Raw genomic sequence first — 24,292 nt, 5'->3', positions numbered from 1 at the left:
GTTGTGATCACGGGGTGACCGACCCCGAGGACTGGCTGCTCAGCCCCGAGGAACGGGGGAACCCGGCGACCGACCTGCCCGCGTACACCGAGGGCAACCTCGCCGTGCCGCTGGTGCACGGCGCCGAGTACTTCGACCGGCTGGTCGAGTGCGTCGAGGCGCTCGACGAGGACGACCACCTGTTCTTCACCGACTGGCGCGGCGACCCCGACGAGCAGCTGCGCCCCGGCGGTCCGACGGTCGCCCAGCTGTTCACCGAGGCGGTGCGGCGGGGCGTCACCGTGCGCGGGCTGGTCTGGCGCTCGCACGTGGACTGGCTGTCGTTCAGCAAGCGGGAGAACCGGGCGCTGGACCGGGAGGTCGAGGACGGCGGCGGGCTGGTCGTGCTCGACCAGCGGGTGCGCCGCGGCGGCAGCCACCACCAGAAGCTGGTCGTCTGCCGGCACGACCAGGACGCCACGAAGGACGCCGCCTTCATCGGCGGCATCGACCTGTGCCACAGCCGCCGCGACGACGCCGACCACCGCGGCGACCCCCAGTCGCTGCCGATGGCGAAGGCCTACGGCCCCACGCCGCCGTGGCACGACGTGCAGCTGATGGTCCAGGGACCGGCCGTGGCGGCGCTGGACACGGTCTTCCGCGAGCGGTGGGACGACCCGAAGGACCCCGACGAGGGCAACCCGGTCGCCCACCTCGTCGACCGCCTGCGCCGCAGCCGGATGTACGCCGACCGGCTGGCCCCGCAGCTGCCCGCCCCGCCTCCCATGGGGCCGCACCTGGTGCAGACCCTGCGCACCTACCCGTCCCTGCGCCGGGGCTACCGGTTCGCGCCCGACGGCGAGCGCTCCATCGCCCGCGGCTACTCGAAGGCCATCCAGCGGGCCCGGCGGCTGATCTACCTCGAGGACCAGTACATGTGGTCGGCCGACGTCGCCCGACTGTTCGCCGACGCGCTGCGCGACAACCCCGACCTGCACCTGGTCGTCGTCGTCCCGCGCGTGCCCGACCAGGACGGCGCCATCGCCAGGACACCGCAGTACGTGGGCCGCTGGCAGGCGCTGGAGATGTGCCACCGGGCCGGCCGCGACCGCGTGCACGTGTTCGACCTCGAGAACCACGAGGGCACGCCGGTGTACGTGCACGCCAAGGTGTGCGTGGTCGACGACGTCTGGGCCAGCGTGGGCAGCGACAACTTCAACCGGCGGTCCTGGACGCACGACAGCGAGCTGTCCAGCGCCGTCCTCGACACCACGCTCGACCCCCGCGAACCGCGCGACCCCACCGGCACCGGCGACGGCGCCCGCACCTTCGCCCGCGACCTGCGGCTGCGGCTGACCCGCGAGCACACCGACCGGGCCGACGACGGCAGCGAGGACGCCGACCTGCTCGACCCCGACGCGTTCGTCACCACGCTCGAGGCCTGCGCCGACGAGCTCGACGCCTGGCACGCCGGCGGCCGCCGGGGCCCGCGACCGCGCGGCCGGGTGCGCCACCACCGGCCGGAGAAGCTCTCCCGGGTCACCCGGCTGTGGGCCACACCGCTCTACCGGCTCGTCGACGACCCCGACGGCCGCCCCCTCCGGCTCCGGCTCAGCGGCGACTTCTGACGCCGGCCGACCCACCGGCGGGACCGCCCACCTTCCCCCGAGCTGAGTCGTGCTCTGCCCCGCCACCGTGGGCAGAGCACGAAGGAGGGTGCACTCCCTACCACCGGGGAGCTCGTGCTCTGCCCCGCTCCTGTGGGCAGAGCACGACCGTCCCCAGGTGGACGTGTCGCCTGTGTCCCCGGCCATCGGGCGGCCGAGGCTGGGGACGTGACGGACGCCGACCTCCCCGGCCTGCTCAGGCGCATCCGCCGGACCGCGGACTGGTCCCAGCGCGACCTGGCCCGGACCTGCGGGCTGTCCAAGTCCTCGGTCGCCGCCATCGAGAGCGGTGAGCGCGGGCTCGACGCACGGGTCCTGTCCCGCGTCGCAGGGCTGGCGGGGTTGCGGCTGGCGCTGGTCGACGGCGAGGGCGCCGTGGTCGCGCCGATGGACGCCGGCGCCGTCCGGGACGAGGGCGGCCGGCGCTACCCCGCCCACCTCGACACCCGGCACGGCGACGAGGGGTGGTGGCACGGGCCGCACCGCTACGACCGGCCACCGGTGACGTACACGTTCACCCGTGATCGGCGGACCCGCGACGAGGTCCGGGAGCTCCGCGGGACACCGCCCGACCACCAGCGGCCGCAGCCGGGTGACGGTCTGGCCGAGCGGGCCGCGGCGCGACGGGCGGCGGCGCGGCGGGCCCGGGAGGAGGAGCGCCGGCGCCGCCTCGACGCCGGGGAACTCGCACCGGCCGACCTGCGCTTCGACTGCTCCTGCCCGCCGGAGTGCGACGAGCTCGACGACCGGTCGGGGCCGCCGAGGCACGCCCGGGACTGCACCTGTGGCTGTGACCTGAGCTGACCCGCTGCTACCGTGGTCGTCGTGCGCGGCAGCCTCCTGCTTACCCGCCGCGGCGAGGCCCTCTCCTAGGTCGGCCCCCTCGCCGCGGAGTCCCGCCGCGACGTGAGTGCGTCCCCGGCGCCTGCTGACCGCCCCACAGGAGCGACAGTCCAGCCCGCGCCAGAGGAGTCGAGTCCCCCGTGAGCACCCCGCAGCACCCGCACGCCCGCAACCCCCAGCGCCCGTCCCGGATGCCGGTCCACCGCTACACGCCGTTCGTGCCGGTCGACCTGCCCGACCGCACCTGGCCGGAGACCGTGACGACCACGGCTCCGCGCTGGTGCGCCGTCGACCTCCGGGACGGCAACCAGGCGCTGATCGACCCGATGACCCCCGACCGCAAGCGGCGGATGTTCGAGCTGCTCGTGCGGATGGGCTACAAGGAGATCGAGGTCGGCTTCCCGGCCGCGAGCCAGACCGACTACGACTTCGTCCGCCAGCTCATCGAGGACGACCTGGTACCCGACGACGTCACCATCCAGGTGCTCACCCAGGCCCGTGACGAGCTGATCGAGCGCACCTTCGAGTCCCTGCGCGGCGCCAAGCAGGCGATCGTGCACCTCTACAACTCGACGTCGACGCTGCAGCGGCGGGTGGTCTTCAACTCCGACCGCGCCGGGATCGTCGACATCGCCGTCCACGGCGCCCAGCTGGTGCGCAAGCTGGCCGAGGACATGGGCGACACCGAGATCCGCTACCAGTACAGCCCGGAGTCGTTCACCGGCACCGAGCTCGACTTCGCCGTCGAGATCTGCAACGCGGTCACGGACGTGTGGGAGCCCACCCCCGACCGGCCGACGATCATCAACCTGCCGGCCACCGTCGAGATGGCCGAGCCGACGGTCTACGCCGACCAGATCGAGTGGGTGCACCGGAACATCGGCCGCCGCGACTCGATCGTGCTCAGCCTGCACCCGCACAACGACCGGGGCACCGCCGTCGCGGCCGCGGAGCTGGGCTACCGCGCCGGCGCCGACCGCATCGAGGGCTGCCTGTTCGGCAACGGCGAGCGCACCGGCAACGTCGACCTGGTCACCCTGGGGCTGAACCTGTTCAGCCAGGGCATCGACCCGCAGATCGACTTCTCCGACATCGACGAGATCCGCCGCACCGTCGAGTACTGCAACCAGCTCGGCGTGCACGAGCGGCACCCCTACGGCGGCGACCTGGTCTACACCGCCTTCTCCGGCTCCCACCAGGACGCCATCAACAAGGGCTTCTCGGCCCTGGCCGCCGACGCGCAGGCCGCGGGGAGGACCGTCGACGAGATGCCGTGGGCCGTCCCCTACCTGCCGATCGACCCCAAGGACGTCGGCCGCAGCTACGAGGCGGTCATCCGGGTCAACAGCCAGTCCGGCAAGGGCGGCGTGGCCTACATCATGAAGACCGAGAACCAGCTCGACCTGCCGCGCCGGCTGCAGATCGAGTTCAGCGCGGTCATCCAGCGGCACACCGACGACGAGGGCGGTGAGGTCACCGCGCAGCAGATGTGGGCCGCCTTCAGCAGCGAGTACCTGCCCGACCCCGACGCCCCGTGGGGCCGCTTCGCGCTGGCCGGCCACCGGCACACCGCGCACGGCGACCAGCTCGACGAGATGGTCGTGGAGCTGACCGACCACGGCGTCCCGGTCACCGTGCAGGGCCGCGGCAACGGCCCGATCGCGGCCTTCGTCGACGCGCTCAAGACCCTGGACGTCGACGTCCGCGTCCTGGACTACGCCGAGCACGCGCTCAGTGCCGGTGGGGACGCGCGCGCCGCGGCCTACGTCGAGTGCGCCGTCGGCGACCGCGTGCTGTGGGGCGTCGGGATCGACCCGAACATCGTCTCCGCGTCGCTGCGTGCCGTCGTCTCCGCGGTCAACCGCGCGCAGCGCTGAGCGCCGGGACCGGGGCGTGCGGTGCACGCCCCGGTCTCAGCCGCCCGGGTGGGACCCCGGGTCCTCGGGTGGGGCGTCGCCGGGCTCGTCGCCCCGGTAACCGTCGTCCTGGTGGCCGGCACCGCGGAACTCGTCGACGAGCAGCAGGTCGCGCCGGACGTGCCGGCGGCGGTAGGCGACCCGGCTGATCAGGTGGGCGCTGACCGGTGCGGTCAGCAGCTGGAAGGCCGCCACCAGCAGGAGCATCCAGGCGTTCGACCAGCCGCCGAGCCGGATGGCGGCCCCGACCATGACCAGCAGCACGCCCACCACCTGCGGCTTGGTGCCGGCGTGCATGCGGGACAGCACGTCCGGGAAGCGGACCAGTCCCAGCCCGGCGGTGAGGCAGAGGAAGGCGCCGGCCAGCAGGCAGGCGAACGCCACGACGTCGGCGAGTGCGGTCACGACCGGCTCTCCCGTTCCTCGGCGGCCACCGGCAGGCCGACGTCCCGGCCGTCCTCGGTCCGCGACCGAAGCAGCATGCCGCCGACGTATCGGGCGACCGAGACCGACCCGACGAAGGCCAGCAGCGCGACCACGACGAGCACCGGCACGAGGGTCGGGTCGCGCACCAGCGCGGCGTGGACGGCCAGCCCGGCGGAGATGATCACCAGCAGCGTGTCGGTGGCCACGACCCGGTCCAGCAGCGAGGGGCCGCGGGCCAGCCGGACGAGGGCGAGGAGGGCTCCCCCGCCGATCAGTGCGTACAGCGCGCCCGCCACCACCGTCACGGCGCCGCCACCTCCGCCCGGTCCCGCTCGAGGGCGGCGACGTCGTCGGCCGAGCCGAAGGCCAGCACCAGGCGCTCCTCGACCACGAGGACGTGCGCCCGCTTGCGCTCCACGTCGTCGCGGTCGCGGACCGGCAGCAGGTGCAGGGTCATCACCCGCTGGTCCCGGTCGAGGTCCAGCACCAGGGAGCCGGGGACCAGGGAGGTCGCCTCGGCGACCATCGTCAGCAGCAGGTCGGAGTCGGCCCGCAGTTGCACCTGCACGATCGCGGTCCGGCGCAGCCCCTGCGGCCGGAGCGCCTGCCAGGCGACCTCGGCCCCGGACACCACCAGGTCGGTGACGAAGTGGCCGAGGAAGAGCAGCACCGGCAGGGGCCGCAGCCGCACGCCGCCGACCACGTGCGGCAGCGGGAGCAGCACCAGCACCGTCAGCCCGACGGCCAGGCCGGAGAGCAGGTTCGCCCACGACCAGGTCCCCCACAGCAGCATCCAGACCAGCACCAGCCAGGCCAGCAGGGGGACCTGGTGGCGCAGGCGGGTCGCGGCCGGCTCGACGCTCACCCGTCCCCCTCGTCCAGCACCGACGCGACGTAGGGCGTGCGCTCGACCAGGTCGACCGAGGCCCGGTCGGCGAGGCCGTACAGCGGCCCGGCGAGACCGGTCAGGGCCACGGTGAGCGCGACCAGCGCGGCAGTGGCGCCCACCATCGTCCGGGGCAGCGGGCGCAGCGCCCGGACGGCGCCCGCCGCGGGCGGGAGGTCGGGCTCGGACGCCGTCGCCACCGCGGTGTGCCGGCGCCAGGCGTCCTGCAGGGCGGTGCGCGGCCGGTCGCCGGAGGGCGCCGCGCCGTCGTCGTCGGCCCCGTCCGCCCCTCCGGCCCGCTGCGGCCCGGCGTCGGCGGCCGCGGCCGCGGCGGTGTCGTCGGCCGGCGACTGGTTCGGGGACCGCCAGAAGGCGCGGGTCCAGACGCGGGCGACCGCGAGCAGGGTGAGCAGGCTGGTGACCACCCCGCCGGCGACCAGCGTGAGCGCCGCGGGGCTGCCGTCGGCGACGCCGGCCTGCAGCAGGCCCAGCTTGCCGATGAACCCCGACAGCGGCGGGATGCCGGCCAGGTTCATCGCGGGCACGAAGAACAGCACGGCCAGCAGCGGCGAGCGCCGGGCCAGCCCGCCGAGCCGGTTGACCGAGGTGGTGCCGCCCTGCCGCTCGACCAGCCCGGCGACGAGGAACAGGGTGGTCTGGATGGCGATGTGGTGGGCGACGTAGAAGACCGCGCCGGCCAGGCCCGCCGCCGTCCCCAGGGCGATGCCGAACACCATGTAGCCGATGTGGCTGACCAGGGTGAACGACAGCATCCGGCGCAGGTCGCTCTGCGCGACGGCACCGAGGATGCCGACCAGCATCGTGGCCAGCGCCGCCCACATCAGCACGTCGTCGAGCGCGCCGCCGGGGAACAGCAGCGTCTGCGTGCGGATGATCGCGTAGACGCCGACCTTGGTGAGCAGGCCGGCGAAGACGGCGGTGACCGGGGCCGGCGCGGTCGGGTAGCTGTCGGGCAGCCAGGCCGAGAGCGGGAACACCGCGGCCTTGATGCCGAACGCGATGAGCAGCATCGACTGCAGCAGCACCTGGGTGCCCTCGGGCAGCTCGCCGAGGCGGACGGCGAGCTGGGCCATGTTCACCGTGCCGGTCGCGGCGTAGACCAGGCCGATCCCGGCCAGGAAGACCAGCGAGCTGGTCAGGCTGACGATGACGTAGGTGACCCCGCCGCGGATGCGCGCCGCCGTGCCGCCGAGGGTGAGCAGCACGTAGGAGGCCATCAGCAGGATCTCGAAGCCGACGTAGAGGTTGAACAGGTCGCCGGCGAGGAAGGCGTTCCCGACGCCCGCCACCAGGACCAGGAACGTCGGGTGGAAGATCGACAGCGGCGTCTCCTCCGACCCGTCGGCCGCGCCCTGGCCGACGGCGAACACGAGGACGCCCAGCGCCACCGTCGAGGCGACCACCAGCATCAGCGCCGAGAGGCGGTCGACGACCAGCACGATGCCCAGCGGCACCGGCCAGCCGCCGACGGACACCGCGCTCGCCCCCTCGCCGTCGGCCAGGAACAGCAGCGTCACCGAGACGGCGAGCACCACGGCGAGCACGACCGTGCTGAGGGTGCGCTGGTAGGTGGGGTGCCCGGAGACCAGCAGGGCACCGGCCGCCCCCAGCAGCGGGAGCAGCACGGGCAGCGGGGCGAGGACCTCGATCACCGGGTGCCGCTCCCCGCCGGCACGTCGACGTCGTCGGCCAGGTCCTCGGGGTCCGCGGCCAGGCTGTCGGCGTGGCCGGCGGCGCGGTCCTGCGGATCGAGGTCGTCGGGGTCGAGCTCGTCGGCGTCCGTGGCCCGCCGCGCGGCGACCCGGCGGTCCTCCTCGTCGGTGCCGACGGCCTCGTTGCGGGCCAGCCGCCAGGAGCGGTGGATGATCGCCAGCACGAACGCCGAGACGCCGAACGTGATGACGATGGCGGTCAGGATCAGCGCCTGCGGCAGCGGGTCGTTGAACCCCTCCGGGTCGCCGTAGCCGAGGATCGGCGCCAGCCCGGACGGCCCGCCGGCCGACAGCACCAGCAGGTTGGTCGCGTTGCCGAGCAGCACGAAGCCGAGCAGCACGCGGGTGAGGCTGCGGTCGAGCAGCAGGTACACCCCGGCCGCGTACAGCCCGCCGATCATCACCGGCAGCACGATCGTGGGGGTCATCGCAGCACCACCTCCCCGGGGGTCAGTTCGATCGGGTCCTCCTGGTCCTCCTGGCGGTCCAGCTCCGCGCCCAGGCTGCGGAGCACGTCGAGGACCAGCCCGACGACGATGAGGTACACGCCGAGGTCGAAGAACAGCGAGGTCACGAGCTTGACGTCGCCGAGCACGGGCAGCGTCGTCTCCAGGACCGCCGTCTGCAGCACCCCGGCCCCGAGCAGCAGCCCGGCCACCCCGGTGCCGCCGGCGAACAGCAGCCCGCAGCCCAGCAGCAGGCCGGGCGCCACCGGTGCGGCCTCGCCCAGCTCGTAGCGCCCGCCGGCCAGGTACCGCAGCACCAGCGCCAGGCCGGCGACCAGCCCGCCGGCGAAGCCGCCGCCGGGCTCGTTGTGCCCGCTGAACACCAGGTAGAGCGAGAAGACGACGATCGTGTGGAACAGGATCCGGGTGACCACCTCGAGGACGACCGAGCGCCGGGCCGGGTCGAGGGTCGAGGTGGCGGCCAGCCAGCGGTCGCGCGGCGCCCGCCGGCTGCGCTGCCGGCGCTGCGCCAGCTGCTCGCGGTCGACCCGGTCGACGCCGCCGGTGCGCCGTCGCAGGAAGACCAGGCTGGCCACGCCGGTGGCCGCGACGACCAGCAGCGAGATCTCGCCGAGGGTGTCCCAGGCGCGGATGTCGACCAGCGTCACGTTGACCACGTTCTTGCCGCCGCCGAACTCGTACGCCGGCCCGGGCCAGTCCTGCGACACCGGCGCGGCGGTGCGGGCGGACAGCGCCACCGCCCCGACGGCGGCCATGAAGGCGCCGACCGCGACGGCGATCACCCCGCGGACGGCGCGCTCCCGGGGCCGGTGCCGCTCGGTGATGTCCTTGGGCAGCTTGCGCAGCACCAGCACGAAGACGACGAGGGTGAGCGTCTCGACGAGGAACTGGGTGAGCGCCAGGTCGGGGGCGCCCTGCAACGCGAAGACGACCGCGAGGCCGTAGCCGGTGACGCCGACGACGAGCACCGCGGACAGCCGCTGCCGGATCCGCAGGGCCAGCGCACCGGCGGTCACCACGACGACGCCCACCACCGCCTGCACCGGGGTGTCCCACGCCCGCCACTCCCCCGGCCACGGCGCGCGGGTGAGCAGCAGCGTGCCGGGCAGCGCGAGGACGGCGACCAGGATGGTGCCGAGGTAGGCCGGCAGCGAGCCGCGCTGGGTGGTGCCGGTGACCAGCACCGCGAGCCGGTCGACGGCCTGGACGACGTTCCAGTAGCCCTCGTCGGCCGAGGCGCCGACGGCCAGCCGCCGCTGCAGCTGCGTCACCCGCCCGCGGACGGCGAACAGCGCCGCACCGCCGGCGATCGACACCGCCGACAGCACCAGCGCCGGCTGCCAGCCGTGCCACAGGCCCAGGTGCTCCGGTTCCGGCGCCAGCAGCGGCAGGGTGTCCGCGTAGCCGGCCACCAGCGGCTCCAGCAGCGGACTGGCCGGCCCGAGGACCAGCCCGGCCAGCGCCAGCACGGCGGGGGCGGCGAGGAACAGCGGCTCCGGCGGGTGCCCGACCCCGGCCCCCTCGACGCCGGGCTTGCGCGCGAAGGCGCCCCACACGAAGCGCGCGGTGTAGGCGGCGGTGAGCACCGACCCCGCGACCAGCCCGGCGAGGACGACGGCCGCGGCGGTGCGGTCGGGCAGGCCCGCGTCCCACAGCGCCGCGAACGCCGCCTCCTTGCCGACGAACCCCAGCAGCGGCGGCAGCCCGGCCATGGACGCCGCGGCGGCCGTCCCGATCGCGGCCAGCACGGGCAGCCGCCGGCCGAGGCCGGACAGCCGGCGCAGGTCGCGGGTCCCGGTGGCGTGGTCGATGACGCCGACGGTGAGGAACAGCGTGGACTTGAACAGCGCGTGCGCCAGCGTCATCGCCAGCCCGGCCGCGGCCAGCTCGCGGCTGCCCCCGCCGACCAGCGTGAGCAGGAAGCCGAGCTGGCTGACCGTGCCGAAGGCCAGCAGCAGCTTGAGGTCCTTCTGGCGCAGCGCGCGGTAGCCGCCGACGAGCATGGTCGCCACGCCCAGGCCCAGCACCACCGGGCGCCAGCCGGGGACGTCGGCCAGCCCGGGGGCCAGCCGGGCGACGAGGTAGACGCCGGCCTTCACCATCGCGGCGGCGTGCAGGTAGGCGCTGACCGGGGTCGGGGCCTCCATCGCGGCGGGCAGCCAGAAGTGGAAGGGGACCATCGCCGACTTGGTGACCGCGCCCGCCAGCACCAGCGCCGTCCCGGCGACCACGGCAGTGCCGCTGCCCGGGTCGGCGACGACCTCCGAGAGCAGGAAGGAGCCGCTGGCCTGCCCGACGAGGATGAGCCCGACCAGCATGGCCAGCCCGCCGGCGGTGGTCAGGATGAGCGCCTGCGACGCCGCCCGCCGCGCGGCCAGCCGCCGTCCCGACCCCCCGATCAGCAGGAACGAGAAGACGGTGGTGAGCTCCCAGAAGACGTAGAGCAGCAGCATGTCGTCGCAGAGGACCAGGCCGAGCATCGACCCGGCGAACGCGGTCAGGTTGCCGGCGAAGCGGCCGGTGCCCTCGTCGTCGGGCCCGAAGTAGCGGGCGCAGTAGACGAAGACCAGGGCGCCGACGCCGGTGACCAGCGCGGCGAAGGTGAGCGCCAGGGCGTCGAGGCGCAGCGCCACGTCGAGGTCGAGCGCGGGGATCCACGACACGGTCTCGCGGACGTCGTCGCCGGCGAGGACCGCGCGCAGCTGCAGCACCGTCCACACGAGGCCCGCGGCCGGGACCAGCGCCAGGACGAGGAAGGCCTGTCTGCCCCACCACCGCACGAGAAGGGGAGCCAGCAGCGCGGCCAGCAGGTGGAGGGACAGCAGTGCGATCACGGGTCTCCCGGGAGTCGAGGGCGGCTCGGGGACCACAGACGTCGGTCGACGACGGCCGGCGGTGCCCTCAGCTTACCTTCCGGGCGTGATCAGCCCCGACTCGTAGGCGAAGGCCACCGCCTGCACCCGGTCGCGCAGGCCCAGCTTGAGCAGTACCCGGCTCACGTGCGTCTTCACCGTCGCCTCGCCCAGGTACAGGCGGGCGGCGATCTCGGCGTTGGACAGCCCGGCGGCCACGAGCGCCAGGACGTCGGTCTCCCGCTCGGTCAGCTGCGCGAGGGCGCCCGCGCGGGCCGGGTCGGGGGCCGGGGCGGTGGCGAAGGAGCGGATCACCCGCAGCGTCACCGCCGGGTCGAGGAGGCCCTGGCCGGCGGCGACCGTGCGGACGGCGGCGACGAGGTCCTCCGGCGGGGCCACCTTCAGCAGGAAGCCGCTCACCCCGGCCCGCAGCGCCGCGGCGACGTACTCGTCCTCGTCGAAGGTGGTCAGCACGACGACGCGCGTGGGCAGGCCGGCGTCGACGATCCGCCGCGCGGCCTCCAGCCCGTCCACCCCGGGCATCCGGACGTCGAGCAGGACGACGTCGGGCCGGGTCTCGGTGACCACCCGGACGCCGGCCGCGCCGTCGCCGGCCTCGCCGACCACCTCGATGTCGGGCTCGGCGGCCAGCACCATCCGCAGCCCGGTGCGGACCATCGACTGGTCGTCGACCAGCACCACCCGGATGGTCACGCCCCCACCGCCGCGGGCGCGGACACCACCGGTACCGGGAACCCGGCCCGGACCCGGTAGCCGCCGCCGCGCACCGGGCCGACGTCGAGGTCGCCGCCGGCCACGGCGACCCGCTCGCGCATGTGCAGCTGCCCGTGCCCGCCGGGCGCGTGCGGGACCGGCTCCACGCGGGGCCGGCCGTCGTCGGTCACGGTGACCGTCACCCGCCCCGGGCTCCAGGCGACCTCCACCCGGGTGGCGGCGGCCCCGGCGTGCCGGACGACGTTGGACAGCGCCTCCTGCACCACCCGGACGGCGGAGACGTCGACCAGCTGCGGGAGCTCGGCCGGCTCGCCGGTGACCGCCAGCTCGACCGGCATCCCGCCGGCGCGCAGCTCGGCCAGCACGGCGTCGAGGCGCGACAGCGACGGCTGCGGCGCGGGGTCCCCGCCGGGGGACTCGCGCAGGATGCCGACCACCCGGCGCATCTCGTCGACCGACTCGCGGCCGAGCCGCTCGAGCCCGAGCAGGACCTCCTGGGCCTCGGGGTGGTCGGGCAGCAGCCGCCGCAGGCCGCCCATCTGCAGCACCATCACGCTCACCGCGTGCGCCACCGAGTCGTGCACCTCGCGGGCGATGCGGGCCCGCTCGGCGGTGGTGGCCGCGGCGGCCACGGCCTCCTGCTGCTCGGTCAGCCGCGCGGCGAGCACCTGCAGCTCGCGGGCGCGCTCCCGCGAGCGCCGCACCAGCGCCCCGACGGCGTACGCGGTCCCGCTGACGACGAGGTAGAAGACGCTCTCCCACGTCGAGGGCCCGAGCACCAGGCCGGCCCCGACGACGACCGCCGTCGCCAGCGCGGCGGCGCGGACCCCGCGGGTGACCGGCAGGACGGCGGCGGCGTGCCCGACCAGCACGGCCATCCCGATCAGCTGGGCACCTCCCGGGCCGGGGGTGCCCAGCGCGTAGTTGCCCAGCACGCTCAGCGCGCCGGCCACCGCGGCCGGCCCGGGCCGGCGGACGCCCAGCGCGACGACCGCACCCACGGCGACCCCGGGCAGCGAGGTGGCCAGCGGGTAGTCGAACGCCTCGTCGGTCGCCGTCTCGACGACGGAGAGCAGCGCGAGCAGCGCGCCGAGGACCGGCCAGGCCAGCCGGCGGACGGACGGGGAGGAGGACCAGCGGGGCACGGCGAGCACGCTAGGGGCCGCCGGGACCGGCCGGGATCACCCGCGCGGCCGATGGACGGGCGCCGCGCCTCCCCCTCACGACGGAGACCGGTCGGTCCGCCGGGACGGACGTGCCCGGCGCCCTCCCGGCCGCAGAGTCCTCGCCGACGCACCGCACCGATGCGGTGCCCGACCGACGAGGACCGATGACCACCTCCCCGCTCCCCACCCGCACCCCCGACACCACCGAGCGCCCCGCGCGCGGCACCGGCGCCCTGATGCTCACGCTGGCCGGCGGCGCGCTCGTCGCGGGATCACTGCTCTACGTCGCCGGCATGGTGACCTCCCCGCCGCAGGACTCCCCCGCGGCGGCCGACTACATCGCCGCGCTCGGCCGCGACGAGGGCCGGACCACGCTCTCGGCGATGCTCCTGCACTACGGCAACACGGCCCTGGCCCTGGCCTGGCTGGGCGTCCCCGCACTGGTCCGCGGCCGCCGGGGGCGCGTCCCCACCGTGGTCGGGGCGCTGATGTCGGCGCTGGGCCTGGTGACCGTGGCCGGCTTCGTCCTCTACGACTACTGGACCGGCGCGATCGGCCGCGAGCTGGACCCGGCGACCGCCCTGGGCCTCTACGACGCCGTCGGCGCCAACACCGGGGTCGCGGTCGTGGGCGTGCTGACCCTGCTCGGACTGCTCGGCCCGATCGTGGGCTACGCGGGCCTCGCCCGGGCCGGCGTCACCGGCTGGTGGCTGCTGCTGCCGGCCGTCGGCTGCCTGGTGGCCTCCGCGGCGATCCCCTTCTCGCCGCTGGTGCACGGCGCCCTGGCCGCGGTCGGCGCGGGACCGACGGTCGTCGTCGGCCTGCGGATGGTGCGGCGCGCCCGCGCCGAGGCCGCCGTCGCCGCCTGAGCCGGGCGAGCCATGACCAGAGGAAGGACCTCCCTGCCCCCCGCCACTCGCGAGCTCGCGGCGGGACCCTGCAGGAAGGCCACCTGAGACGTCGCGCGTCCTACCCGACCGCCCACCGTCGGGTAGGACGCGCTGCGGTGCGGTAGGAGGGGATCACCCCTCGGCGAGCTCCGCGGCGGCCAGCCAGTCGGTCTCCACCTGCTCCTTCTCGGCCAGCAGCGCCCGCAGCCGGCCGTCGAGCTCCAGCACGCGCGCGTGGTCGGTGGCCGCGGCGGCGAGGTCGGCGTGCAGCCGCTCCTCCTCGGCACCGAGCTTCTCCAGCCGCCGCTCCAGGCGGGCGGCCTCCTTGCGGGCGGCCCGCACCTCGGCCGCCGAGGGCCCGGCGGGCGCGGGCGCGGCGGCCGGGGCCGGCCCGGTGGCCGCCGAGGGCAGCGCGGCCTCGCCCGCGGCCCGGCGGTCGAGGTACTCCTCCACCCCGCCGGGCAGCGCGGCCAGCGAGCCGTCGCCCATCAGCGCCACCACCGAGTCGCACACCCGGTCGACGAAGTACCGGTCGTGGCTGACCACCAGCACGGTGCCGGGGAAGGAGTCGAGCAGGTCCTCGAGCTGGGTGAGCGTGTCGATGTCGAGGTCGTTGGTCGGCTCGTCGAGCAGCAGCACGTTGGGCTCGGCCATGAGCAGCCGCAGCAGCTGCAGCCGCCGCCGCTCGCCGCCGGAGAGGTCACCGACCGGCGTCCACTGCCGCGACGCCGGGAACCCGAACCGCTCGGCCAGGGACGACGCCGAGATCTCCTGCCCGCCGATCCGCGCCACCCGCGCGATCTCCTGCACCGCCTCGAGCACCCGCAGCCGCGCCGGCAGCTCGGTGACGTGCTGCGACAGGTACGCCGGCGCGACCGTCTGCCCGCGCACCACCCGCCCCGCCCGCGGCTCGACCTCGCCCACCAGCAGCCGCAGCAGCGTCGTCTTGCCGGCGCCGTTGACGCCGACCACGCCGATCCGGTCCCCCGGTCCCACGTGCCAGGTGAGGTCGTCGAAGAGGGGCCGCGGGCCGTCGTCGGTGGGGACGGCGACGTCGACGTCCTCCACGTCGTAGACGGTGCGGCCCAGCCGGCGGGCCGCGAAGCCCTTGAGCGCCATGGTCTCGCGCGGCGGCGGCTCGTCGGCGATGAGCGCCTCGGCCGCCTCGATGCGGAAGCGCGGCTTGCTGGTGCGCGCCGGCGGGCCGCGGCGCAGCCAGGCCAGCTCCTTGCGGACCAGGTTGAGCCGCCGCTCCTCGGTCACCGCCGCGATCCGGGCCCGCTCGGCGCGCGCCAGGGTGTAGGCCGCGTAGCCGCCGTCGTAGGCGTGCACGGCGCCGTCGGCGACCTCCCACGTCTGCGTGCACACCTCGTCGAGGAACCAGCGGTCGTGGGTGACCACCACCAGGGCGCCCACCCGGTTGCGCACGTAGTCGGCCAGCCAGGCCACCCCCTCGACGTCGAGGTGGTTGGTCGGCTCGTCGAGGACCAGCAGGTCCAGCGGGCGGACGAGCTGGGCGGCCAGCGCGACCCGCCGCCGCTCGCCGCCCGACATCGGGGCGACGGGTGAGTCCAGGCCCAGCCGGTCGAGCTCCAGGCCGGTCAGCACGCTGCGGACGGCGGCGTCGGCGGCCCACTCGTGCTCGGCGGCGAACAGCGACGCGGGCAGGACGACGTCGCGGACGGTCGCACCCGGCGGCAGGGTGCCGGACTGGTCGAGGACGCCGACGGCGAGGTCGCCGCGCCGGGTGACCCGGCCGGAGTCGGGATCCTCGCGGCCGGTGAGGACGCCGAGCAGCGTGGACTTGCCGCTGCCGTTGCGGCCGACGACGCCGATCCGCTCGCCGGCCGCGACGCCCAGGGAGACGTCGTCGAGCAGCACGGTCGTGCCGTGGGCCTTGGTGACCCGCTCGAGGTTGAGCAGGTTCAGCGGGGCGCTCACCGCCGGGTCCGGGTCATGAGGGTCCCAGTATCACCGGCGCCCGTCCCGCCTCCGTCAGGAGGCGGGACGGGCACCTCCGCCGGAGCGCTAGCGGACCGCAAGAGGACCGCAAGGCCCGCCCGGAGAGTCGAGGGCAGCACTCCCCGGCACCACGGGGGCGGAGGAGCGGAGGACCCGATGAGCACCACGGCAGCGGCCCACGACACGGCAGCTCAGGACACGGCGGTCGCGGCGCCGGCCGGACCCCGCCTGCGGGCGGTCCCGCCGCTGCCCGCCCCCCGCCCCCCGACGGGGACGCTGTGGTGGGCGCGGCTGCTGCGCCGCGGCCCCGGCCCGGTCGAGTACTCGCTCGTGGCGGTCAACTCCGACCGCTTCCCCGACGGGACCCCGGTGGACATGACCGCGGTCGACGCCCGCGGCCGCCGCCCCACCGGCTGGCTGGTCGACGTCCGCCACCGGGCCGCCGACGGCCGGGTGACCCGCATCGAGGTGGCCGAGGAGCTGGCGGAGCGGTGCCCGCCGATGTGGTTCGCCGAGGTGCACCACGCCTCGAGCGCCCTGCCCGCGACGTCGCTGCTGGCGCACCGCGGCACGGCCTTCCCGCCGGGCGCGCTGGTCGGCCCGCACGAGCTGGCCGCCGCCGGCGTCCGCCCGGCCGACCGGATCGGCGAGGTCCGCTGGTGGACCCGCTCCGGGCTGGTCGACGCGGTGACCGTGGCACCGGTCTACCGCGGCCGCGGGGTGGCCCGGACCCTGGTCACCGCCGCCGAGGGGCTGCGCTCGCTGCGCGGGTGGGCGCCGCTGCGCTCCGACGGCCGGCTCACCGACGCCGGCGCCGGCTGGCTGGCGTCGGCCCCCGCGGCGTGGCGGCCCCGGCTGGCCGAGCGCACCGAGGTCCTCCCGCCCGAGCAGGCCGACGAGGGCCCGACCGGCGTCGCCCGGCTGCTGCGCTGAGTGACCGACGGGTCACCGCGGGCGGGGGGATGGGCGGCGCGCCACCGGATCGTGCCGTCCCGATCGGCGCCGGCTCCGGGGCGCGCCTAGCGTCGGCCCGGTGCTGCCCGCGGTCCCCTGGTCGGAGGTGGACCGCCGTGCCCGCGCCGCCGCCGGCGGCCCCGTCACGCGCACCGGTGGCGACGCCGGCCTGACCGTCCGCGGCCTGGTCACCGACTCGCGCCGCGTCGTCCCCGGCGCGCTGTTCGCCTGCGTCCGTGGCGCCACCAGCGACGGGCACCGCCACGCCGCGGCGGCCGTGCGGGCCGGCGCGGCCGCGCTGCTGGTCGACCGGCCGGTCGCCCCGGACGTCCCCCACCTGCGGGTGCCCTCGGTGCGCGCCCAGCTCGGCCCCCTCGGTGCCCTGCTGGCCGGCGACCCGGCCCGCGCACTGCGGCTGGTGGGCGTGACCGGCAGCAACGGCAAGACGACGACGAGCACGCTGGTCCGCGGCGTGCTGGAGGCCGCAGGTGCCCGCACCGGGGTGGTCGGCACGCTCGGCGCCACGGTCGGCCGGCGCTCGCGCGGCACGTCGCTGACCACGCCCGAGGCCCCGGAGCTGCACGAGCTGCTGCGCTGGATGCTCGACGCCGGCGCCCTGCAGGCAGTGGTGGAGGCCTCCTCGATCGCGCTCGACATGGGCCGCATCGACGCGCTGGCCTTCGACGTCGCCGTCTTCACCGGCTTCGAGGAGGACCACCTCGACCACCACGGCACCGTCGAGCAGTACTGGGCCAGCAAGGCGCGACTGTTCGAGCGGGACCGGACGTCGGCCGGCGTGGTCGTCGTCGACGACCCGTGGGGGCGGCGGCTGGCCGACCAGGCGCCGGTGCCGGTGACGCGGGTGGGTGCCGCCGGGGACGCCGACGTCCGGGTGCTCGGGTGGCGCACCGGCGTCGGGGGCACCGAGGTGCTGCTGGCCGACGACACCGGCGGCCACCGGGTGCGCAGCCCGCTCGTGGGCCGGGTGCACGTGACCAACCTGGCCGCCGCGTGGGCCACCGGCCGGGTGCTGGGGGTGCCGGCGCCGCAGATCGCCGCCGGGCTGGCCGCGGTGGCGCCGCCGCGGGGCCGCAACACCGTGCTCGGCGGCGCCGGGCGACCGCTGGTCGTCGTCGACTACGCGCACACCCCGCAGGCCCTCGCCGCGGCCATCGCCACGGCCCGCGACCTCTGCCGGCCCGGCGGGCGGGTGCACCTGGTGCTCGGCGCCCGCGGCCGGCGGGACCGCTACAAGCGGCAGGGCCTCGGCGCGTCGGCCCGTGCGGCCGACGTCGTGTGGCTGACCAACGAGGGCAGCCACGGTGAGGACCCGGCCGCGATCGTGGCCGAGCTGCGGGTCGGCCTGCTCGGCGCACCGGCCGCGGTGCGCACGGTCCTCGACCGGCGGGCCGCCATCCTCGCCGCGGTGCGCGCGGCCGGCCGTGCCGACGTGGTGCTCGTCGTCGGCCGCGGGCACGAGACGCGGGTGCTCGACACGACCGACCCGCTCGACGCCGTCCACCTCGACGACGCCGAGGTGGCGAACCTCGCGCTCATCGCCGAGCACGGGCCGCCCGCCGCCGCGGACGACGACCCCGACGACCTCGACGCCCTGGCCGACCGGGCCTCGTGACCGTCCGGCGCCCGGGTCAGCCCACCCGGGCGACCCCGAGCCACGGCCGCAGCGCGCCGCCGGAGAGCAACCGGCCCACCCGCCCGGCCTGCTCCTGCGCCTCCCGCCACCGCCGGTCGCCCCCGTGCCGGCGGGCCACCTCGGCGTCCACCGCGTCGGCGCGCGCGGCCCACTCCGGCGGGCTGTCGTGCAGGTCGGCGGTGGCGGTCTCGTCCAGCCGCAGCCCGGCCGCGTCCAGGAGCTGCCGCAGCTCCGCCTCGGCCGGGAAGTCGTTGCCCTCGGGCAGCGGCGGCGGCAGCGGGCGGTCGGCGACGAACACCAGCAGGCCCAGCCGGCCGCCGTCGGTCAGCACGCGCCGGAGCTCGGCCAGCGCGCCGGCCTTGTCCGACGTCGTGCACAGCACGCCGAGGCACCAGGCCGCGTCGAACGCGGCGTCGGCGAAGGGCAGCCGCTGCGCGAGCGCGGTGACCGACGGCAGGCCGAAGAGCCGGTGGGCCGCGCCCGCCGCGGCGTGCATCGGCTCGGCGCAGACGGGGCGGACGCCGCGGTCGGCCGCCAGCCACCCGGCGGGGCCGCCGACGCCGGCGCCGTCGTCGAGCACCCGGCTGCCCGGGGTCAGCGCCAGCCGGTCGGCGAGCCAGCGCAGCGCCGCCTCGCTGCCGGTGCCCCGGCACCCGGCCGGGACCGCGTGCTCGGCACCGAGGGCCCGCACGGCCTCCTCGGTCCAGCCGGCGACGGTGCCGAACTCGGCCTCCATCGCCTCGCTCTCCAGCTCGCTCACCCGACCTCCCCGATCTCCCCGGCCTCCCCGATCGCGGCGGCGACCTCCGCCTTCACCCGCGCGCCGGCGTCCTCGCCGCCGTCCGACGCCAGGCCGGACAGGTTGACCCCGACCACCCCCGGGACGGTCAGCAGGGCCCGCGCCTCCGCGACCGCGACCGCGATGCCGGCCGCCCGGGGGTCGGGTGCGGCGAGCACCTGCTCGACGGCGGCGTCGTCGACGTGCAGGCCGGGGAAGCGCTGGAGCACCCGCGCCGAGCGCTCGTCGGTGTAGACGGCGACCGCGGCCACGAACGGCAGCGTGGCCCCGGCCCGCCGCGCCGCCGCGACGAAGACCGCGACCTCGGCCGGCGTGCGGACGTGGTTGAGGACGCACACCTGGGCACCCGCCCGCTGCTTGTCCGCCACCCGGGCCGGGCGACGGGGCACCGGCGGGGTGGCGGGGGACTCGGGGACGGCGACGGTCAGCCCGGCGGCCGCCGCCAGCGCCGCCAGCCGGGTGCCGTCGAGGTCGAAGACCTGGGTCACGCCGGGGCGGACGCCCGGGCCGCGCGCGTCCCCGGTCACGCACAGGACGCCGTCGACACCGACGGCGGCCAGCCCCGCCAGCTCCTGCTCGAGGACGACGCGGTTGCGGTCGCGGCAGGCGAGCGTCGTCCACGGCCGTCCGCCGGCGTCGAGCACCTCGGCGGCGACGAACGTCGGCGGGAAGTCGGGCCGGTTGGCGTGCTCGCCGACCAGCAGCCCGTCGGAGACCGGGGCGAGCACCTCCACCACCCGCCGGAGGGAGGTGGGGTCGTAGGGCGTCACGGTCAGGTCGGTGAGCACCACCGGCCGGGTGCGGGCGCGGTCGAGCAGGCTGCCCGGTCGCGGTGGGGCGAGCGCCGGCATCGGGGCGGTCCAGGGCGGGGCGGGGTCGTCGAGGAACACGCAGGCGTGCTCGGCGACCTCGCAGCGACCCTCGTCGCGGACGCCGCCGCAGGGCCCGAAGACCATCCGCTTCGGGCAGCCGGTCCGGCGGTGGGCGGCGTCCACGGCCGGTGCCTGACCGGATCGCCGGCGCGGCAAACCGCGCCGGGAACACAGGGGGCCGCTCCGGTGCTACGGTCCCCACTAGTTGAGCTCTCAACAGAGGAGGCCGGCCATGCCTGCCGTGACCGTCGAGGACACCACCACCCTCCCCCGCGTGCCGCTGCCCGCGCCGCGCACCGTCCGGCGTCGCACCCGCTCGGTGACCACCGCGCCGTCGGGCTTCGAGGGCGAGGGCTTCCCGGTGCGCCGCGCCTTCGCCGGCGTCGACCTGCGCGACCTCGACCCGTTCCTCCACATGGACCAGATGGGCGAGGTGGAGTACGCGCCGGGCGAGCCGAAGGGCACCTCCTGGCACCCGCACCGCGGCTTCGAGACCGTCACCTACATCATCGACGGCACCTTCGAGCACGCCGACTCCCACGGCGGGGGCGGCACGATCAGCAACGGCGACACGCAGTGGATGACCGCCGGCGGCGGCGTGCTGCACATCGAGCGGCCGCCGGAGCACCTGGTGGCCAGCGGCGGGCTGTTCCACGGCCTGCAGCTGTGGGTGAACCTGCCGCGCGCGCAGAAGTGGGTGGAGCCGCGCTACCAGGACCTGCGCGCCGACGCGTCGGTGCTGCTGGCCAGCGCCGACGCCGGCGCCTTCCTGCGGGTGATCGCCGGCGACGTCGCCGGGCACCGCGGGCCGGGCTCGACCTACACGCCGATGGCGATGGTGCACGCCACCGTCTCCCCCGGTGCGACGCTCGACCTGCCCTGGGACCCCTCGTTCAACGCGCTGGTCTACGTGCTCTCCGGCGCCGGGTCGGTCGGCATCGACGCCGCGCCCGTGCGCACCGGGCAGCTCGCCGTCCTCGGCCCCGGCGACACCGTGACGGTGCGCGGCGCGGTGCACCAGGAGTCGCGGACGCCCGCGCTCGACGTCGTCGTCCTGGGCGGGCGGCCGATCCGGGAGCCGATCGCGATGTACGGGCCGTTCGTGATGAACACCCGGCAGGAGGTCGTCGACGCCTTCGACGACTTCCGGGCCGGCCGCCTGGGCAGCGTCCCCGCACTCCGGGTGCCCCACGACACGGTCCGCGGCGAGACCGGTCAGTGAGCCCGGTCCCCGGCGGCGGCTTCCGCGCCGCCGCCGGGGGCTGCATGCTGGCCGCGACGCCCTCCCGACGCCAGGAGACCCCGTGCCCGTCTTCCCGCCCGTCCCGCTGGCCGAGTGGTCCGACACCAAGGAGACCCTGCACCGGTTCCTGCAGGTCGTCGGCAAGCTGCGGCTGGCCAACGCGCCGCGGCGCAACCACTGGTGGCACGTCCCGTTCCACCTCACCGGCCGGGGCCTGACCACCCGACCGATGGGCTTCGACCCCGTCTTCGCCGTCGACCTCGACCTGGTCGACCACCGGCTGGAGGTCACCGTGGCCGACGGACGGCGGACGTCCTTCCCGCTGCCCGGCCTCAGCGTGGCGGCGTTCCACCGCCAGCTGCTCGGCAGCCTGTCGGCGCTCGGCCTGCCGGCGACCGTCGAGCAGCCCGTGCCGTTCGACCTGGCCGACCGCACGCCGTTCGCCGAGGACGAGCAGCACGGCGCCTACGACCGCGCCGCGGTGACCCGCTACTGGGTGGTGCTCGGCCAGGTGGCCCAGGTGCTCGAGGAGTTCGCCGGCCGCAGCTACGCCAAGACCAGCCCGGTGCACCACTTCTGGCACACCTTCGACCTCGCCGTCACCCGCTTCTCCGACAAGCGGGTGACGCAGCCGGAGGCGGTCGACCCGGTCACCCGCGAGGCCTACTCGCACGAGGTGATCAGCGCGGGGTTCTGGTTCGGCGACGCCCAGGTCCCCGAGCCCGCGTTCTACTCCTACACCGCCCCCGAGCCGGCGGGCCTGGCCGAGGAGCCGCTCCGGCCGGCCGCGGCCCGCTGGATCGAGAGCCGGGGCGCCCACCTCGCGCTGCTGCCCTACGAGGACGTGCGGACGGCGGCCGACCCGCGCGCCACCGTCCTGGACTTCCTGGAGAGCGCCTACACCGCCGGCGCCCGCCGGGCCGGCTGGGACCTCGCCGCGCTGCGCTGCCCCACCGCGCCCGAACCCCGCTGACCCGCCCACCGCCCGGAGGCCCCCACCGTGAGCACCACCGAACCCCGCCCCAGCCCGCGCGAGGTGGGCGGCCTGGCCGACACCGCCGCGGGCCCCGCCCTCGACCTGCTGCCCGGCAAGCAGGTGCCCCTGGGGGAGGGCACGATGGTCCGCCGCCTGCTGCCCACGCTGGGACGGCGGATGGTCGGCGCCTGGGCCTTCGTCGACCACTACGGCCCCGACGACGTCGCCGGCGGCCCCGGCATGCAGGTCCCGCCGCACCCGCACACCGGACTGCAGACGGTGTCCTGGCTGCTGCAGGGCAGGGTGCACCACCGCGACTCGCTGGGCAGCGACGTCACCTTCGGCCCGGGGGAGCTGGCGCTGATGACCGCCGGCCACGGCATCGCACACTCCGAGCAGTCGCCGGTGCCGCACCCGCGCTACCTGCACGGCGCGCAGCTGTGGGTGGCGCTGCCCGGCTCCGCGCGCGACACCGCGCCGGCCTTCGAGCACCACGCCGCGCTGCCGGGCTTCACCTCCGACGGCGTCACCGCCACCGTGCTGATGGGGGACCTCGGCGGGGCGACGTCGCCGGCGACGGCGCACACCCCGATCCTCGGCGTCGACCTCGACCTCGCCGCCGGCGCCGACGTCGAGCTGCCGCTGGAGCCGGACTTCGAGCACGCCCTGCTCGGCGCCTCCGGCGGGGCCGACGTCGAGGGCGCGCCGCTGGCCCACGGCGCGATGGTCTACCTCGGCACCGGCCGCCGGTCGGTGCGGATCCGGACCGAGGCGGCCGCGAGACTGCTGCTGCTCGGCGGCGAGCCCTTCGAGGAGCAGCTGGTCATGTGGTGGAACTTCGTCGGCCGCTCGGGCGAGGAGATCACCGCCTACGCCGAGCAGTGGAACGCCGAGGACGCACGCTTCGGCGTCGTCGAGGGCTACGAGGGCGACCGCCAGCTCGCGCCGGCGCTGCCGTCGGTGCCGCTGCGGGCCCGGGGGCGGGTCCGGTGAGCGCCGACGACCGGCACCTGGCCTTCCTCGCCGAGCACCGCTGGGGCGTGCTGGCCACCGTCAAGCGCGACGGCCGGCCGCAGCTGTCCAACGTCGGCTACGCCTACGACCCGGCGCAGCGGCTGTTCCGGGTGTCGGTGACCGCCGACCGGGCCAAGACGCGCAACCTGCAGGCCGACCCGCGGGTGACCCTGCACGTGTCCTCGCCGGACTTCTGGTCGTGGGTGGCCGTCGAGGGCACCGCGGAGCTCACCCCGGTGGCCGCCGACCCGCACGACGCCGCGGCCGACGAGCTCGTCGCCTACTACCGCGGTGTCTCCGGGGAGCACGAGGACTGGGAGGATTACCGGTCGGCGATGGTGGCCGACCGGCGCCTCGTCGTCCGGTTCACCCCGGAGCACACCTACGGGCAGCTGCGCTCCTGACCCGCCGGGACGGCCGACGGGGTCCTCCTACTGCATGACCTCGAAGGAGGCACCCCACGGGTCGGTGACGACGGCGAAGCGGCCGAACTCGGTGTCCATCGGCGCCATCGTGACCGTTCCCCCGGCGGCCTCGACCGCGGCGACGGTGTCGTCGGCGGAGGCGACGGAGAAGCAGGTGGCCCACCCCTTCGCCGCCCCGGGGCTGGTGCCGCCGAGCCCGCCGACCGGGCGGTCGCCGAGCGCGAAGGTGGTGTACCCCTCGGCGCCGGGGACCTCGGCGTAGCGGAAGCCGAAGACCGTGGCGTAGAACTCGCGCGCGGCGGCGGGGTCGTCGACCGCGGCCTCGTTCCACGCCAGCGCGCCGGGCTCGTTGTGCACCTGCACGCCGGTGTGCGTGCCGGCCTGCCACAGGCCGAACTGGTTCCCCTGCGGGTCGCGGGCCACGACCATCGTGCCCATCGGGCCGACCTCCATCGGCTCGACGACGACGGTGCCGCCGGCCGCCCGGATGCGGTCGCACGTGGCGGCGGCGTCGGCGGCGGCGAAGTACGTCGTCCACGACGGGGAGGCGCCCGGCTCCATCAGCGGGCCGAGGCCGGCGGCCTGGCGGCCGTTCCTGAGCGCGTTGACGTAGCCGCCGAACTCGGGGCTGTCCTCCGTCCAGTCCCAGCCCAGCAGGTCGCCGTAGAAGGTCTTGGCCGCGGCGACGTCGTGGGCGCCGTAGTCGATCCAGCAGGGCGTGCCGTCGGGCCAGGGGGTGTCACGGGTGGGCATCGTCGCCTCCTCGGGTGTCGGGGGAGGTCACCGTGCCACTCGGAGCCGACAGTCCCACCGCCCCGCCGCGCGCGAGTCCG

22 protein-coding genes are annotated in these 24,292 nt (G+C 76.2%); 10 read left to right on the top strand and 12 right to left on the bottom strand.

Features of this window, described 5'->3' with window-relative positions; all coding sequences use genetic code 11:
* The first annotated feature begins 14 nt into the window (after nucleotides 1–14).
* From BLQ97_RS06570 to leuA, 3 genes are all read left to right on the top strand, one after another.
* Nucleotides 15–1,607 carry a phospholipase D family protein gene (locus BLQ97_RS06570; protein ID WP_091364434.1) on the top strand — a complete coding sequence of 531 codons (1,593 nt, stop codon included), beginning with the start codon at nucleotides 15–17 and terminating at the stop codon, nucleotides 1,605–1,607.
* A gap of 207 nt (nucleotides 1,608–1,814) precedes the next feature.
* Complete coding sequence (locus BLQ97_RS06565) at nucleotides 1,815–2,450, top strand: helix-turn-helix domain-containing protein (RefSeq protein ID WP_175471626.1); 636 nt, start codon at nucleotides 1,815–1,817, stop codon at nucleotides 2,448–2,450.
* Nucleotides 2,451–2,629: 179 nt separating this feature from the next.
* Nucleotides 2,630–4,366 (top strand): 2-isopropylmalate synthase, encoded by a 1,737-nt coding sequence (leuA, locus tag BLQ97_RS06560; protein WP_245691924.1) that lies wholly within the window; start codon nucleotides 2,630–2,632, stop codon nucleotides 4,364–4,366.
* 36 nt (nucleotides 4,367–4,402) lie between these two features.
* Here the strand turns inward: leuA and mnhG are convergent, their stop codons facing one another.
* The 8 genes from mnhG to BLQ97_RS06520 form a co-directional block, all read right to left on the bottom strand.
* A complete protein-coding gene (mnhG, locus tag BLQ97_RS06555) occupies nucleotides 4,403–4,810 on the bottom strand; it encodes a monovalent cation/H(+) antiporter subunit G (RefSeq protein WP_091364431.1) in 408 nt (135 codons plus the stop codon).
* On the bottom strand, nucleotides 4,807–5,136 hold the full coding sequence (locus BLQ97_RS06550) for an MrpF/PhaF family protein (RefSeq protein ID WP_091364428.1): 330 nt from the start codon (nucleotides 5,134–5,136) through the stop codon (nucleotides 4,807–4,809). Before BLQ97_RS06550 ends, mnhG begins: the two co-directional genes overlap by 4 nt.
* Complete coding sequence (locus BLQ97_RS06545) at nucleotides 5,133–5,696, bottom strand: Na+/H+ antiporter subunit E (RefSeq protein WP_091364426.1); 564 nt, start codon at nucleotides 5,694–5,696, stop codon at nucleotides 5,133–5,135. Before BLQ97_RS06545 ends, BLQ97_RS06550 begins: the two co-directional genes overlap by 4 nt.
* Nucleotides 5,693–7,390, bottom strand: a complete 1,698-nt coding sequence (locus BLQ97_RS06540; protein WP_175471625.1) for a Na+/H+ antiporter subunit D — start codon at nucleotides 7,388–7,390, stop codon at nucleotides 5,693–5,695. Before BLQ97_RS06540 ends, BLQ97_RS06545 begins: the two co-directional genes overlap by 4 nt.
* Nucleotides 7,387–7,878, bottom strand: a complete 492-nt coding sequence (locus tag BLQ97_RS06535) for a Na(+)/H(+) antiporter subunit C (RefSeq protein WP_091364424.1) — start codon at nucleotides 7,876–7,878, stop codon at nucleotides 7,387–7,389. The genes BLQ97_RS06540 and BLQ97_RS06535 overlap by 4 nt, the downstream gene beginning before the upstream one ends.
* Nucleotides 7,875–10,751 (bottom strand): Na+/H+ antiporter subunit A, encoded by a 2,877-nt coding sequence (locus BLQ97_RS06530; protein ID WP_091364422.1) that lies wholly within the window; start codon nucleotides 10,749–10,751, stop codon nucleotides 7,875–7,877. Before BLQ97_RS06530 ends, BLQ97_RS06535 begins: the two co-directional genes overlap by 4 nt.
* 72 nt (nucleotides 10,752–10,823) lie before the next feature.
* Nucleotides 10,824–11,483, bottom strand: coding sequence for a response regulator (locus BLQ97_RS06525; RefSeq protein ID WP_091364419.1), 660 nt, complete (start codon nucleotides 11,481–11,483; stop codon nucleotides 10,824–10,826).
* On the bottom strand, nucleotides 11,480–12,649 hold the full coding sequence (locus BLQ97_RS06520; RefSeq protein WP_139173488.1) for a sensor histidine kinase: 1,170 nt from the start codon (nucleotides 12,647–12,649) through the stop codon (nucleotides 11,480–11,482). Before BLQ97_RS06520 ends, BLQ97_RS06525 begins: the two co-directional genes overlap by 4 nt.
* 185 nt (nucleotides 12,650–12,834) lie before the next feature.
* On the opposite strand from BLQ97_RS06520, the gene BLQ97_RS06515 reads away from it, so the two are divergent.
* Complete coding sequence (locus BLQ97_RS06515) at nucleotides 12,835–13,539, top strand: hypothetical protein (protein WP_091364415.1); 705 nt, start codon at nucleotides 12,835–12,837, stop codon at nucleotides 13,537–13,539.
* A 153-nt stretch (nucleotides 13,540–13,692) separates the two neighbouring features.
* Here BLQ97_RS06515 and BLQ97_RS06510 read toward each other — a convergent pair whose 3' ends face one another.
* On the bottom strand, nucleotides 13,693–15,501 hold the full coding sequence (locus BLQ97_RS06510; protein WP_091364413.1) for an ABC-F family ATP-binding cassette domain-containing protein: 1,809 nt from the start codon (nucleotides 15,499–15,501) through the stop codon (nucleotides 13,693–13,695).
* A gap of 177 nt (nucleotides 15,502–15,678) precedes the next feature.
* On the opposite strand from BLQ97_RS06510, the gene BLQ97_RS06505 reads away from it, so the two are divergent.
* Both BLQ97_RS06505 and BLQ97_RS06500 read left to right on the top strand, forming a co-directional pair.
* On the top strand, nucleotides 15,679–16,455 hold the full coding sequence (locus BLQ97_RS06505) for a hypothetical protein (RefSeq protein WP_091364411.1): 777 nt from the start codon (nucleotides 15,679–15,681) through the stop codon (nucleotides 16,453–16,455).
* 100 nt (nucleotides 16,456–16,555) lie between these two features.
* A complete protein-coding gene (locus tag BLQ97_RS06500) occupies nucleotides 16,556–18,109 on the top strand; it encodes a Mur ligase family protein (RefSeq protein ID WP_091364409.1) in 1,554 nt (517 codons plus the stop codon).
* A gap of 16 nt (nucleotides 18,110–18,125) precedes the next feature.
* Here the strand turns inward: BLQ97_RS06500 and BLQ97_RS06495 are convergent, their stop codons facing one another.
* Nucleotides 18,126–18,890, bottom strand: coding sequence for a class I SAM-dependent methyltransferase (locus tag BLQ97_RS06495; RefSeq protein ID WP_245691923.1), 765 nt, complete (start codon nucleotides 18,888–18,890; stop codon nucleotides 18,126–18,128).
* Nucleotides 18,887–19,924, bottom strand: a complete 1,038-nt coding sequence (locus BLQ97_RS06490; protein ID WP_245691922.1) for a methylenetetrahydrofolate reductase C-terminal domain-containing protein — start codon at nucleotides 19,922–19,924, stop codon at nucleotides 18,887–18,889. Before BLQ97_RS06490 ends, BLQ97_RS06495 begins: the two co-directional genes overlap by 4 nt.
* 109 nt (nucleotides 19,925–20,033) lie before the next feature.
* Here BLQ97_RS06490 and BLQ97_RS06485 point away from each other — a divergent pair, with 109 nt between their 5' ends.
* The 4 genes from BLQ97_RS06485 (at nucleotide 20,034) to BLQ97_RS06470 (ending at nucleotide 23,438) form a co-directional block, all read left to right on the top strand.
* Entirely contained in the window at nucleotides 20,034–21,023 is a 990-nt protein-coding gene (locus BLQ97_RS06485; RefSeq protein ID WP_091364408.1) for a pirin family protein, read from the top strand.
* An 82-nt stretch (nucleotides 21,024–21,105) separates the two neighbouring features.
* A complete protein-coding gene (locus BLQ97_RS06480) occupies nucleotides 21,106–22,017 on the top strand; it encodes a DUF5996 family protein (RefSeq protein WP_091364406.1) in 912 nt (303 codons plus the stop codon).
* 27 nt (nucleotides 22,018–22,044) lie between these two features.
* Complete coding sequence (locus BLQ97_RS06475) at nucleotides 22,045–23,013, top strand: pirin family protein (protein WP_091364404.1); 969 nt, start codon at nucleotides 22,045–22,047, stop codon at nucleotides 23,011–23,013.
* On the top strand, nucleotides 23,010–23,438 hold the full coding sequence (locus BLQ97_RS06470) for a PPOX class F420-dependent oxidoreductase (protein WP_091364402.1): 429 nt from the start codon (nucleotides 23,010–23,012) through the stop codon (nucleotides 23,436–23,438). The genes BLQ97_RS06475 and BLQ97_RS06470 overlap by 4 nt, the downstream gene beginning before the upstream one ends.
* 27 nt (nucleotides 23,439–23,465) lie before the next feature.
* Here the strand turns inward: BLQ97_RS06470 and BLQ97_RS06465 are convergent, their stop codons facing one another.
* Complete coding sequence (locus BLQ97_RS06465) at nucleotides 23,466–24,212, bottom strand: VOC family protein (RefSeq protein ID WP_091364400.1); 747 nt, start codon at nucleotides 24,210–24,212, stop codon at nucleotides 23,466–23,468.
* Nucleotides 24,213–24,292: the final 80 nt, after the last annotated feature.

The sequence above is a fragment of the Geodermatophilus telluris genome, assembly GCF_900102745.1.
Taxonomy (GTDB): Bacteria; Actinomycetota; Actinomycetes; order Mycobacteriales; family Geodermatophilaceae; genus Geodermatophilus; species Geodermatophilus telluris.
The sequence above is the reverse complement of the archived record's forward strand: the minus strand, read 5'-3'. Positions and strand labels throughout refer to the sequence as shown.